A 13648-nucleotide genomic window follows, 5' to 3' on the forward strand; every position below is an offset into this window, starting at 1 on the left:
ATTTTAACCCGCAATCTTTCGTTAATTTGTTATAGAACAAAGGGTTATGTAAAATCTACTTTTTATCCGCTACTGACAAATCTTTGGCCCTGCGAATCCATCATCCCCGGACTCTGTCGCAGGCATTCCAGCGGCGCTAGCTCTCAGAAGTAAATCCTGGAAAATTCTGCCCTTCGTGCGCTCCTGGACCTTGGACGCCGCCAAAGCAGGACGCCTCACGCTAACGATGCTCACGTAATCATGGGATGGCGAACGCAGCTTCGCTTTTCGAAATCCCACTGACTTCTGAATAGCTGGCGAAGCTCGAGGACGAATTGCAGCTGGAGCTTGAAGCGTCAGCGCATTTGAGGAAATGCCTGGAGCTGTTAGACGCTGCAATGCGCGGATCTAAAGATTGTCTGTGCTGCAATCTCGCAGCTCCATACGCGGCGCCTGCCAGGCAGCTGCTATCCCAAGCAGACGCGTCTGCATGGAGTTTCAAGGTCGGGTACATCAGGGCCTGCCAGATCCACCACCCAGTTTGATTGCGCAGCTAAATTGCGACCCTGCCAGGCCAGGCCTGGCCAACTGAGGGCTTTCCGCATCAACTCACTGGAAGTCTCTATTGACCATTTATGAACATGCGTGTTCAATTATGTCCAATAGAGATCTTGGAGACATCTGATGGAGCCAATGACCACCGCGCAGCGCCGAATTCATCAGACCGCACTGCGTCTGTTCGCGGAAAGAGGCGCAACCCAGCTAAGCATCAGGGATCTTGCGAAAGAAGCAGGTGTGGCGCGCGGCACCATCTACCAGTACGTGGATACGATGGACCAGCTCTTCGAGCACGTGGCAAGTCAACTGAGTGCGGACATGCATCGACGCATCAGGAAGAACATCAGCCACCTGGAAGACCCCGGACAGCGCCTGGCGAACGGTATTCGCTTCTTCATCCGGCGCGCCCATGAAGAGCCGCAATGGGGTGCCTTTCTAAGCCGCTTCGCAATGACCACCCCCATGCTCCGCGAGACGCTCTACAGCCAGGCTACAGCCGACGTGCTCAGTGGCCTTTCCAAAGGGCGCTATCGGTTCCGCCAGGAGCAATTACTCAGCGTCATCTCGATGATCGCCAGCAGCGTGTTGGGCGCGATGCTGCTGGTGATGGAAGGTCACAAAACATGGCGCGAGGCCGGTTCGGACACCGCCGAGATGATCTTGCGGACCCTCGGAATTGCCCCCGATGAAGCCGTGGCCCTGGCCACCGGAGAGCTGCCACCTCTGCCCTGCCCCGATTGATTTAGTGCCGAATCGTTAACCGCGCGCTCCTGGACAACCAAGGAGCGTTGGCATCGTTCGGCCCCAAGAAAGCCGCCGGAGAAGAACAATGTCCAATACTGCTCAACAGCCAGCTCGAAACGCAGCGCCAACGGTCAAGGCGACAGGCCTCATCCACCTGATCTTCGAGCGTCCCGACCTGGACCGCGCCGAGCGTTTCCTGACTGATTTCGGTTTGGTCACCAGTCACCGCCAAGCGGACGTGATTTACCTGCGGGGTACCGCCGAAGCGCCCTACTGCTATCGCATCCACCATGCCGAACGTCCTCGTTTCATTGGCTTCGGCCTGAGCGTGGCCACCCGTGAGGATCTGGTGCGCCTCAGCCGGCTTCCGGGTGCCACACAGATTGAAAAAGTCGGCGCCCCTGGAGGTGGAGAGCTTGTACGGCTGATCGATCCATGCGGATTCCTTGTCGAGGCGATACAGGGTCAGAGGCCCCTCCCGCCCCTGCCGCATCGCCCCCCGCTCCCACTCAATCTGGCCAATGACGCGCCGCGCATCAACTCCACCCAGCGCCCGCCAATCGCGCCACCGGAGGTCATCCGCCTCGGTCATGTCGTGCTGGAGGTGGCCGACTTTCAGGACACCTGCGCCTGGTACACGCAGCATTTCGGCTTCATTCCGAGTGACGTCCAGGTGCTGCCGGACGGCTCGCCAGCGGTCGCCTTCATGCGCCTGGACCTGGGAGACGCGCCTGCGGACCATCACACCCTGGCTATCGCCCAGGGCTTCATGGCTGCCTACAGCCACAGTGCCTATGAGGTGGTCGATGCCGACGCAGTGGGTATGGGCCAGCGCGTCCTGCAGGAACGTGGCTGGAAGCATGCCTGGGGTATCGGCAGACACATCCTCGGCAGCCAGATTTTCGACTACTGGCAGGACCCCTGGGGCGACAAGCATGAGCACTACTGCGATGGCGACCTGTTCACCGCTACGAGGCCCACGGGTTGGCATGAGGTCAGCCCGGATGCAATGGCGCAATGGGGCCAGCGCATGCCGAGAGACTTCACCCGCCCACGGATGAGCCTGGCCAATTTGCGTGCACTGCTGCGCAACTTGCGGCGCAGTCCAGACCTGACACTGCGCAAGCTGATCACTTTGGCGCGCATGTTCGGTTAGGCCCGGCCACGAAATTCTCCGTGTTGCTGGCCAGCGAAGCGCTGCTGCCAGCCCTGCCCCTACAACAAAGCTTCGCCAACCGTCGCTAACCAGCGGCCAATCGTTGTACCAGGAGCCAAATCGATGCCCGTCCACCTTGTCCGCTTCGAATACCAGAATGACACGCACTGGGGTGTAATCCGCCGGGGGCGCATTTCGCGTATCCCTGGCCGCTTCGAGACCACGGGAGACTTGATCCGACAGACACGAGCGGAGGATCTCGCTCAGATGCAGGACGGCGAGCTCGCACTCGGCGAGGTGCGGTTGCTCTCGCCAGTCACCCGCAATCAGCGCTTCGTCTGCCAGGGCGCCAACTACCGACAGCACATGATCGAGTCGGGCATGGACCCGGATGCCAAGCACTTCAACATGATTTTCACCAAGGACAGCAGCTGCATGGTCGCGGCGGACAGCGACCTGATCAAACCACACCACGTGCGTTTCCTCGATTACGAGATTGAGCTGGGCCTGGTACTCAAGCGCGAGATCAGCGGCACGGTGAAGGTCACCGACGCCAACCTCCATGAGTTCGTGGCCGGTGTGGTGATCATTAACGACTATTCCGCCCGGGACATCCAAATTCCGCAGATGCAGTTCTACAAGGGCAAGAGCTTCCGCACCTTCGGCCCGGTGGGCCCCTTCCTGTGCCTGCTCGACGCCACAGAGATGAGTTACCTGAACAAGCTCCAACTGCGCCTCACGGTGAATGGCCAGGTTCGCCAGAACGACAGTACCGCCAACCTGGTATTCGGCCCGGCGGAGACGCTATCGGAACTGTCCGGCGTGCAGGACTTCGCCGCTGGTGACCTGCTCGCCACCGGCACGCCGGCTGGCTGCGCCCTGTCGATACCATCGCCCGCCAAGCAGCGCATCGCCGCCTTGCTACCTGAGGCGGTCAAATGGAAGGCGTTCATGAAGGCCCAGGAAGCGCGCAGCGACTATTACCTCAATCGCGGCGACGTCGTCGAGGCGAGCATTCGCAGTGCCGACGGTGTGGTCGATCTGGGCGTGCAACGCAACCTCGTGGTGGAGCAAGCCTGATGGCCGTGAAAGTCCTCGCCGACATCCGGGCCCTGGAAAGCATCCCCCTCGCCCGCCGCGAACTGCCCTCCAATACTTACGCGGCCTTGCAGCAATGTGCTGCGGAACGTCCCCACGCAACAGCCTTGAGCTTCTTTCTCGACGCCAGAAAGTTCCAGCGTACTCGGGACTGGACGTACGCCAAACTGTTCGCCGACATCACCCGCGCAGCGAATGCTTTCCACGGTCTGGGGATCGGACCGACGGATGTGGTGGCTTTCCTGCTGCCGAACCTCCCGGAAACCCATTTCACTATCTGGGGTGGCGAAGCGGCTGGCATTGTCCTGGCCATCAACCCCTTGCTGGAGGCGAGTCAGATCGCTGATCTGTTGCGCGCCGCCAATGCTCGCGTGGTGGTAACCCTGGCACCGACGCCGGGGGCGGATCTCTGGCCAAAACTGGCGAGTCAACTCGATCATTTGCCCGGTGTACGCGATGTCATCTGGGTGAGTATGGCGGCGTATGTCAGCCCTCTCGCCAAGGTCGCCCTGCGCTGGATGGCGCGGCGCGAGAAAGCACGGCACAAAAATCTTCGTATTCACGATCTACGCGCGCTCATGCTCCGCCAGCCAAGAAATCGGCTGGTCAGTGGCCGTCAGATTCGATCCGACGAGGCTTCGTCCTACTTCTGTACAGGCGGCACCACTGGCTTGCCGAAGCTCGCCATCCGAACCCATGGGTCCGAGGTCTTCAATGCCTGGGCGATGGCCGCCAACATGCAGCCGCGCCCACCTGGCCAGGTCATCTTCTGCGGCCTGCCGCTGTTCCACGTCAATGGCCAACTGGTCACCGGCCTGATGCCCTGGACCCACGGCGACCGCGTGATCATCGGCACGCCACAAGGCTATCGCGGCCCTGCGGTGATCCAGAATTTCTGGGCGATGGCGGAGCACTTCGGCATCAACTTCTTCTCCGGTGTTCCCACCGTCTATTCCGCTCTGCTCCAGCAGCCGGTCGGTGACCGTGACCTGTCCAGCCTGCAGTACGCCCTGTGTGGCGCAGCACCCATGCCGGTAGAGCTGTTCCGCGAGTTCGAGCAACGGATTGGCGTGCGCATCCTCGAGGGATACGGGCTGACCGAAGGCGCCTGCGTGTCCTCGACCAACCCGCCAGAGGGTGAACGGCGGATCGGCTCCATCGGCCTGCGCCTCGCCTACCAGGAAATGCGCGCGGTGATGCTCAATGATCAGGGCGAGTACCTGCGTGATGCCGAGCCAGACGAGGTTGGCGTAATCGCCATCCATGGCCCCAATGTGTTCTGCGGCTATCTCGACCCAAGCCACAATCGGGGCGTATGGATCGAGATTGGGGGCCGTCGCTGGCTGAATACGGGCGACCTTGGTCGCCAAGACGCCGAGGGTTACTTCTGGCTCACGGGGCGCAAGAAGGAACTCATCATTCGGGGAGGTCACAACATCGACCCGAAGCAGATCGAGGAGGCACTCCAGGCCCATCCCGCGGTGGCGCTGGTGGCGGCCGTTGGCAGCCCTGATGCGCATGCCGGCGAAGTGCCGGTTGCCTACGTGCAGTTGAGCACTGGCCAGCGCACGGACAGTACCGAGCTGCTGGCATTCGCCACAGAGAGGATCAGCGAACGCGCAGCCGTTCCCAAACGCATAGAGATTCTCGATGCGCTGCCGGTGACCCCGGTTGGCAAGATCTTCAAGCCGGCGCTACAGCAGCGGGAGATCGCCCGCGTAATCCGTGAGGAAGCGTCAGCACTTGGCTTTGCAGAGGTCTCTGTGGAGGTTGTCCAGGATGCCCGGCGCGGGCTGGTCGCTCAGGTTGAAACTGGAGTATGGCGAGAGCCTTTGGCGTGCGCCTTGGGTCGCTACAGCTTCCAGATCGACTGGCTCACCCCCTCTCCCGCAGTGACCCCGTCAGCGTGACACGCGCACCAGGTGACCCGCACACAGTAACGACAAGGGGCAGTGGATGAGATGCATCCCCTGCCCCTTCGATGACATGACTTGCTGCAGCCTTACTTCCGCATATTCTGCGCCAGTGAACGAAGCGGTTGGAGCATCTGGCGCTTCATCTGTCCCGACCAGGGTTCATGGTCATACAGCGGCGCTGCAGCAACCACTTCACCCTCCAGCCTGAACCGTGGGAAGAGGCTCAATGCATGCTCACGCTCGACACCGCCGACCATTTGCGCTGACCAGAATCCGTCTTTCCCAAGCGCAGTGATCTGGGCGAGTGTCTGGCCTTCCGTTTCGTAGGGCGCATCGCTGCCGAACAGAATGCGGGATGGCTCCACCAGCTCACGTAGTGTGGCCATGGAGTAGCGCGATGCCGACGAGGCTGTGTCGAAATAGAAGCGCCGCAGGTAGTTGAGGACTCCCAATGCCGCCTTGTCGCTAAATTCCGGCATTGCGTTGGCGAGGGACACGCGCCAGGCCACGTACGGCAGAAAACCGCCTGCATGGGCCAATATCCAGCGAATATGTGGGTAGCGCTCCATGGTGCCGGAGAGAATCAGGTTCAATCCGGCCCTGGTCAGGTCACAGGAAAACTCCAGCAAGCCCGGCGGCATATCCAGGCCTAACTCGACCGTGGACGGGTGCAGATTGGGGTGGACGAACACGGTGGCCTGACGCCGATCCAGCTCGCCCATCAACTCATCGAAGGACTCATCCCCTAGGAATTTCTCGCCATTGCTTGCCAACAGCACCACGCCGTCGGCATTCAGCGTGTCCAACGCATGAATTGCTTCCGCACAGGCGTTATCGGTGAAAGGCAGTGGCACATGGGCAAAGAAACCAAAACGTCCTGGATATCGGCGCACCAGATCGGCGGAGTACTCATTACTGCTGCGGGATACATGGACGAGCTCGCTCTTTTCCAGGCTGAGCCCTGGCATCACGACTGAGGTGATTGCAGTTCGCACTCCGCTCCGCTCCATTGCCCCCAGCGATGATTCCGGAGTCCAGTCGGGGATGGCGTTACCTGCGAGCTGGTGGACGTGATGACGCTGCAAGCATTCGCGCAGCGCGGGACTGAATATGTGGTGGTGGACATCGATTCGGCCTGCCGAGATGTTTTCCGTTACTCGGCTCGATTCCGCCTCGACAGCTGGTATCGCTACGCCGGCGCTTCCCGACGAGGCACCACTTGCACTGCCCGCAAGCAGGCCTGCTCCCACAAGAGCACTCGCACCGGCAACGAATTCACGACGTTTCATAACAACCTCTTGTTCTTGGAATTATTTCCGAGGGCATTGGCAGCCCTGGCACGCGCAAAGGGCAATCAGCGGTCACGCATACTTTCAGTCAGGCTCCCCATGGGACCCGTCATGGCGCGCTTGAAGCGGCTGGAGAGGGATTCGTCTTCAAATACTGGCGCCGCCACGATCGCTTCCGACGCAAGTCGATACTTGGGGAACAACTGCAAGGCGTGACCACGGTTGATTCCGTACTGTCCAGTTGATGACCACAAGTCAGAAGCGTCCAACGTCTGGCACTGCAAGGCGGTTACCGGCGCGGGAGCGAACGGAAAATCACTGCCGAACAGGAGATGTGACGGATCGATCAGCTCCTTGAGCGCCGCCATGGAATAGCGCGAGGGCGACAACGCCGTGTCGTAGTAGAAGCGCCGAATGTAGCCAAGCATTTCCTGAGGCGTTTTTTCCCCCAGCACGGGTACTGCACCTGAATCCGCCACCCGCCCCGCCACGAACGGCAGGAAGCCCCCGGAGTGGGCAAGGATCCAGCGAACATTCGGGTACTTGTCCAGCGTGCCGGTGCGGATCAGGTTCACCGCAGCACGTGTGGTATCGCAGAGGAATTCGATCAGGAATCCGGGCATCGGCAAGCCAATGTTCACACTGGTGGCATGCAGGTTGGGATGCACGAAGACCGTGGCATCACGACGGTTCAATTCGGCCATCAACTCATCGAATCGGGCGTCGCCGAGAAACACCCCATCGGTGCTCCCCAAGAGCACAACTCCGTCGGCGTGCAAGGTTTCCAGCGCATGAATGGCTTCTGCACAAGCCTCTGCGATGAAGGGCGTAGGCAGAACGGCGAACGAGCCGAAGCGCCCGGGATAGCGCGCACTCATCTCGGCAGAAAATTCGTTGCAGCGACGTGCCAGATCACTGGCTTGCCGAGGGCCATCACCAAAATGTACGCCAGGAGCGGAAAGCGAGGTGATGGCGGTCTGGATCCCGTTGGCGTCCATCACATCGATGGATTTCGCCGCATCCCAACTTGGCAACGGTGCACCCGCCACCTTGGTAATACCCTTGGCCTGCATCACCTCCACGAAAGCAGGCGGGATGACGTGATGGTGAACATCTATGCGACCTTGTTTTACTGGCATGGAAACCTCTGGTCAGTGCGGGGAATCAGCGCCGTTGTAGCTCCGTGAGAGCTCTAGGCGCAGACGACTTCGACTTCAGTCGTCGTGCTGCAAGGCTGCGATCCGACACAGACTGAAGCGGGATAGGAGCCAGAAGCAACAACACGACAGAGCAATGGTGAACATTAGCGTTCAATTCTGTCAATCAGAGCAACGCTCTCCCGCCAACCGGACGACTGGCGGAAACCGAGCTTCTGGAAGCGACTCTTGGCTTCCGCAGGCTGCGTCACACGGGTGTTACATACGCAGCAGGCATTGTCAGATGATGCGACGCGCAAAAAAACGCTATTGACTCGACTTAAACACAAGTGTTCAATGCAGCCATTGCATCTTGATGAGAGGCTGTGCCTGATCCATGAGCCCGGTTCAGAAACGTATCCATGACGCGGCACTGCGTCTGTTCGCCGAGAAGAGCATTGGCGAGGTGAATGTCAGCGAGCTGGCGCAGGTCGCCGGGGTCGCCCGCGGCACCATCTACAACAACCTCAGCTCGGTTGAATCACTGTTCGAGGATGTTGCGTCGCAATTGAGCGGCGAGATGAACCTTCGGGTCGCCAGGAGCGCGCATCCAGACATGGATCCCGCCCAGCGTCTGGCAAACGGGATTCGCTTTTACATGCGTCGCGCTCACGAAGAGCCCTATTGGGGCCGATTCATCGTGCGTTACGCCGCAACCAGCGCCACATTGCGCGAGCTCTGGAGTGGCCCACCCGTGCAGGACATCCTCAGTGGTCTGGCCCTGCATCGCTACGATTTCCGCCAGGAGCAACTGACGTCAGTGGTCGCCATGATGGGCGGCGTAGTACTGACCGGGATGCTTCTTGTGCTGGAGGGGCACAAGACCTGGAGGGATGCCGGTTCGGATGCCGCCGAACTGGTACTGAGGGCCCTGGGCATCGGTATCAAGGAAGCCCAGGCACTTGCCGCGAAAGAGCTTCCGGCACTGCCCCCACCCGAGTAACCCCATCGGATAACCCGCACTTCAATCACCCCTCTCAGAGGGGCCGGGTTCCCTTTGCCTGTAGAAAGTCGGAGACAACAACAATGAAAGCGACGACGCGCCTCCCCTACCCCCTCGTCCAAGCGTCCCTGCTCCAAGGTATGACCGCTTACTTCAGCCCGCTCCGACGCGCCCTATCGAGCTGAACACCCCGGCGCACCGTCAGGCACCGAGGCCTGGAGCTCATGGCATGACGTTACGACCCTAGCTTTCTCGCCAACGCCCAATTTCCCGCGAATCAAGAGTACGGATTCATCGATTGCTCGATGAACTGGACGGCTTCTCACGTCCCGAAAAAAGCAAGCGCACTTAATACAAAAACAAGAGGTAGCGAAGGCATGACAACGAAACGACCCCCGTGGCAACCCGCCCGCCTTGCATGTGCAGTTAGCCTGGCGACTTGCATCTGCGCCCCGGCTCAGGCTGTCAGCTTCAAGATCGGTGAGATCGAAGGACAGTTCGATTCCAACCTGTCGGTCGGTGCCAGCTGGTCGACGCAGAGTCCAGACCCGGATCTGATTGGCGCAAACAACGGTGGAGACGGTCTGTCACAGGCGGGTGATGACGGTCGCCTGAACTTCAAGAAGGGCGAGACCTTCTCGAAGATCTTCAAGGGCATCCATGACCTCGAACTGAAGTACCGCGATACCGGTGTCTTCCTCCGTGGCAAGTACTGGTACGACTTCGAGCTGAAGGACGAGAGCCGTCCGTTCAAGGACATCGACGACAGCGGCCGCAAGGAAGGCGCCAAGTCCTCCGGCGCGCAATTGCTCGACGCCTTCGTCTACCACAACTATCAACTAGCCGACCTGCCGGGCAGCGTGCGTCTGGGCAAGCAGGTGGTGAGCTGGGGTGAGAGCACCTTCATCGGCAACAGCATCAACTCCATCAACCCGATCGACGTCTCTGCGTTTCGTCGCCCCGGTTCCGAGATCAAGGAAGGCTTGATCCCGGTGAACATGTTCTACGTGTCCCAGAGCCTCACCGACAATCTCTCGGCCGAAGTCTTCTATCAGCTGGAATGGGACCAGACCGTCATCGACAACTGCGGCACCTTCTTCTCCTCCACCGATGTGGTAGCCGATGGCTGCGACCAGAATCTCGCTGTGTTGCGTACCGAACAGCAGGTGCGTAATGCACTGCCGGCGCCTTTCCGCAATGCAGCGATGAATGTCCTGAATGCTCGAGGCGTGACCTGGGGAAATCCGGACGAAGGTGTCATCGTCCCGCGTGGCGGGGATGTGGACGCTCGTGACAGTGGCCAGTGGGGCACTGCACTGCGTTACTTCTCCGAGACGCTGGACACCGAGTTCGGCGCCTACTTCATGAACTACCACAGCCGGACCCCGGTATTCAGTGCATCTGCCGCTCCGGCCAGTGCATATAGTGGTGCGGGTCTCGTCGGATCGTTGGCGGGTGCGGGCATTCCTGTACCAGCTGCCGCGCTACTGGCCCAGAGTCTGCTACCCCTGGCCGTGATCGGCAGTAGCCAGTACTTCATGGAGTACCCCGAAGACATTCGTCTCTATGGCCTGAGCTTCTCGACCACACTCCCTACCGGTACCGCCTGGAGCGGGGAATTCAGCTACCGACCAAACGCCCCCGTTCAGCTTAACGTCACTGATGTCCTGCTATCCGGTCTGAGTCCACTGGCACCAAACGCCTCGCTGCTCACGGCTACCCCTGGCGCCACCCAGCACGGCTACCGGCGCAAGGAAATCAGCCAGTTCCAGACCACTTTCACCCACTTCTTTGACCAGGTCATGGGTGCTGATCGCCTGACCCTAGTAGGTGAGCTTGGCATCACCCATGTCGGTGGTCTGGAAAGCTCCAGCAAGGTTCGCTACGGGCGCGACCCCATCTTCGGTCCCGGCCCGCTGCCAGGCGGAGGCTGCCAGGCCTTCAACGCCCAGACCCTGGGTAGCGCGACCGCGGAGAACGTCAGCAAGTACTGCGAGGACGATGGCTTCGTCACCAGCACGTCCTGGGGTTATCGCGCTCGCGCCATCTGGGAATACAACAACGTGATCCCGGGCATCGAGTTGAAACCCAGCATCGCCTGGTCCCACGACGTTGATGGCTACGGTCCCAACGGGCTGTTCAACGAAGGCGCTAAAGCCATCAGCCTCGGCTTGGATGCCAGCTACCTAAGCACCTATTCCGCCGGCCTTTCCTACACCAACTTCTTCGGCGGTGATTACAACTCGAGCATCGATCGCGACTTCGTTGCCCTGAGTTTTGGCGTGTCGTTCTAAGCGGAGATCATAAGCATGAATAAGACGATCATCCTGGCGCACTCGCTTGCGCTGAGCCTGAGCCTTACCTGCCAATCCACCCAAGCTGCCGTCAGTGCGGAACAGGCTGGGCAGTTGGGTACCTCTCTCACCCCGCTGGGAGCGGAAATGGCCGGCAATGCCGCCGGCACCATTCCGGCCTGGAGCGGCGGATTGCCCAAGGACTCCGGCAATCGGGATGCAGCCGGCTTCCTCAGTGATCCTTTCGTATCTGAGAAGCCGCTGTTCACCATCAGCGCCCAGAACATGGCGCAGTACCAGGACCAACTGACGCCTGGCCAAGTCGCGATGCTCAAGCGCTATCCGGACACCTACCATCTGCCCGTCTACCCCAGCCACCGCACCGCGAACGCTCCGGACTTCGTCTACAAGGCCGCAAAGGAAAACGCGACCAAAACCACCATGGTGGATGGCGGCAATGGGCTGGAGAACTTCTCCACCGCCGTGCCCTTCCCTATCCCCCAGAACGGCCTGGAAGTGGTGTGGAACCATATCACCCGCTATCGCGGCGGCAGCGCCAAGCGGGTCCACGTACAAGCGACGCCATTGGCCAATGGCACCTTCGTGCCGGTGTACTTCAAGCAGGAACTCACCTTCCGTGATCGCGTCGCCGACTTCGACCCGGCCAACCCGGGCAACGTGCTCTTTTACTACAAGCAGTTGGTCACAGCGCCTGCGCGTCTGGCGGGAGACGTCGTGCTGGTACACGAAACACTGAACCAGGTGAAAGAACCGCGCATGGCGTGGATCTATAACGCCGGTCAGCGCCGTGTGCGACGTGCACCGCAGATTTCCTACGACGGCCCCTACCCTGCCTCCGAAGGCCAGCGTGTCGCCGATAACCTGGACATGTACAACGGAGCGCCGGACCGCTACGACTGGAAGTTGGTGGGAAAGCGCGAGGTCTACATCCCCTACAACAGCTTCAAGCTCGACGCGGCGAACCTCAAGTACACGGATATCGTCAAACCCGGCCACATCAACTCCGACCTGACCCGTTATGAGCTTCACCGTGTCTGGCAGGTCGAGGCAACGCTCAAGCCGGGCGAGCGCCACGTCTATGCCAAGCGCGTCTTCTACATCGATGAAGACACCTGGCAAATCGCCCTGGCGGATCACTACGACTCCCGCGGCACCCTGTGGCGCACTGCCGAAGGTCACATGGAGCCGATGTATGACCTGCAGATCGCCTGGCTGGGTACCGAAGCGCTGTATGACCTGATCAACGGCCGCTACATCGTTTCCGGGATGCGCAACGAGGAGAAGCAGCCGATCGAGTTCGGTCTGAACGCCAGTTCCGCCGAGTACACCGCAGCGGCATTGCGCAGTGCGGGAGTCCGCTGACGACTACTCCGTCGAAGGCCAAAAGCCCAAGACCTTGCCGCCCTTCGGGGCGGCCTTTTCTACCAGGCCCGACACCACCTAGGGATGACGGGCTCCAAACAGGAGCTCTGTGTGTGGGCAAGCTTTATCCACCAAATGAACAGTTGTGTTCAAATATAGACATGAATATCATCGCTAACAGAGCGACTCATCTTCCATCAGAGAGCAGCGCGCCATGAGCAGCAACGAAGCCATTCCCAAGATCACCTCCCGCTGTGTGACCGTCGGCAAACGCCAGATCTTCATCAACGAACTGGGACAGGGTTATCCGCTGCTCATGCTTCACGGCGGCGGTGCCGGCGCGTCTGGTCTGTCCAACTATTCGAAAAATATCGAAGCCCTTGCCAAGCACTTTCGCGTGTTGGTCGCGGACATGCCGGGTTACGGCAAGTCCACCAAGGGGGTGAATCGCGACGACCCCTTCGGCGACCTGGCCAGCGCGATGCTCGGACTGCTCGACGCGCTGGAAATTAAGCGTGCCCACGTGGTCGGCAACTCCCTGGGCGGAGCCTGTGCGCTTCGCATGGCACTAGACGCCCCCAAACGTGTTTCCGCCCTCGTGCTGATGGGCCCCGGCGGTATCAACACCACTCGCAGCCTTCCCACTCCGGGTCTCAACCAGTTGCTGAACTATTACAGCGGCGAAGGCCCCACGCTGGAAAAGATCACCCGCTTCATCCGCGAGTACCTGGTGTACGACGGCAGCCAGGTGTCAGACGCGATGATTGAAGAACGCTTCCGCTCCAGCATTGACCCGGAAGTTGTCGCCGCCCCACCACTGCGCCGCCCCAAGGGTCTGAAAGCAGCACTGCGCATGGATTTCACCCGTGATGCCCGACTGGCGCAGTGCCAGGTCCCCACGTTGGTGCTCTGGGGCACCGCTGACAAGGTGAACCGTCCGAGCGGCGGCGAAACGCTGCAAAAACGCATGCCGAACTGCGACCTCTACCTGTTCAACAAAACCGGGCACTGGGTGCAGTGGGAGCGTGCGGAAGAGTTCAACGCGGTTACCACCGGGTTCCTGATGAACCGGGTTCCGGCCTGATCCCCGAG

Annotated in this window: 10 protein-coding genes; 8 read left to right on the plus strand and 2 right to left on the minus strand. The window is 60.3% G+C overall.

Features of this window, described 5'->3' with window-relative positions; genetic code table 11:
* The first annotated feature begins 663 nt into the window (after positions 1-663).
* The 4 genes from DM872_RS06970 to DM872_RS06985 all read left to right on the plus strand — a co-directional run bounded on the left by DM872_RS06970 (position 664) and on the right by DM872_RS06985 (position 5445).
* On the plus strand, positions 664-1278 hold the full coding sequence (locus DM872_RS06970; RefSeq protein WP_179058773.1) for a TetR/AcrR family transcriptional regulator: 615 nt from the start codon (positions 664-666) through the stop codon (positions 1276-1278).
* 88 nt (positions 1279-1366) lie between these two features.
* Entirely contained in the window at positions 1367-2437 is a 1071-nt protein-coding gene (locus DM872_RS06975; protein WP_179058774.1) for a VOC family protein, read from the plus strand.
* A 123-nt stretch (positions 2438-2560) separates the two neighbouring features.
* The gene (locus DM872_RS06980; RefSeq protein WP_179058775.1) at positions 2561-3517 is read left to right on the plus strand and encodes a fumarylacetoacetate hydrolase family protein; all 957 of its coding nucleotides are present in this window, start codon (positions 2561-2563) and stop codon (positions 3515-3517) included.
* Positions 3517-5445, plus strand: a complete 1929-nt coding sequence (locus tag DM872_RS06985; RefSeq protein WP_179058776.1) for an acyl-CoA synthetase — start codon at positions 3517-3519, stop codon at positions 5443-5445. The genes DM872_RS06980 and DM872_RS06985 overlap by 1 nt, the downstream gene beginning before the upstream one ends.
* Positions 5446-5537: 92 nt before the next feature.
* Here DM872_RS06985 and DM872_RS06990 read toward each other — a convergent pair whose 3' ends face one another.
* Both DM872_RS06990 and DM872_RS06995 read right to left on the minus strand, forming a co-directional pair.
* The gene (locus tag DM872_RS06990) at positions 5538-6740 is read right to left on the minus strand and encodes an amidohydrolase family protein (protein ID WP_179058777.1); all 1203 of its coding nucleotides are present in this window, start codon (positions 6738-6740) and stop codon (positions 5538-5540) included.
* 65 nt (positions 6741-6805) lie between these two features.
* The gene (locus DM872_RS06995) at positions 6806-7879 is read right to left on the minus strand and encodes an amidohydrolase family protein (protein ID WP_179058778.1); all 1074 of its coding nucleotides are present in this window, start codon (positions 7877-7879) and stop codon (positions 6806-6808) included.
* Positions 7880-8273: 394 nt separating this feature from the next.
* Between DM872_RS06995 and DM872_RS07000 the strand changes: the two genes are divergently transcribed.
* The 4 genes from DM872_RS07000 (at position 8274) to DM872_RS07015 (ending at position 13640) form a co-directional block, all read left to right on the plus strand.
* Positions 8274-8879: a TetR/AcrR family transcriptional regulator gene (locus DM872_RS07000; protein WP_077521146.1), complete on the plus strand. Its 606-nt coding sequence runs from the start codon at positions 8274-8276 to the stop codon at positions 8877-8879.
* A gap of 377 nt (positions 8880-9256) precedes the next feature.
* Complete coding sequence (locus tag DM872_RS07005) at positions 9257-11173, plus strand: DUF1302 domain-containing protein (RefSeq protein WP_179058779.1); 1917 nt, start codon at positions 9257-9259, stop codon at positions 11171-11173.
* A 15-nt stretch (positions 11174-11188) separates the two neighbouring features.
* Positions 11189-12556 carry a DUF1329 domain-containing protein gene (locus DM872_RS07010; RefSeq protein WP_179058780.1) on the plus strand — a complete coding sequence of 456 codons (1368 nt, stop codon included), beginning with the start codon at positions 11189-11191 and terminating at the stop codon, positions 12554-12556.
* Between the two features lie 214 nt (positions 12557-12770).
* Positions 12771-13640 (plus strand): alpha/beta fold hydrolase, encoded by an 870-nt coding sequence (locus DM872_RS07015; RefSeq protein WP_179058781.1) that lies wholly within the window; start codon positions 12771-12773, stop codon positions 13638-13640.
* Positions 13641-13648: the final 8 nt, after the last annotated feature.

This window comes from Pseudomonas taiwanensis (assembly GCF_013393345.1).
GTDB lineage: Bacteria > Pseudomonadota > Gammaproteobacteria > Pseudomonadales > Pseudomonadaceae > Metapseudomonas > Metapseudomonas resinovorans_C.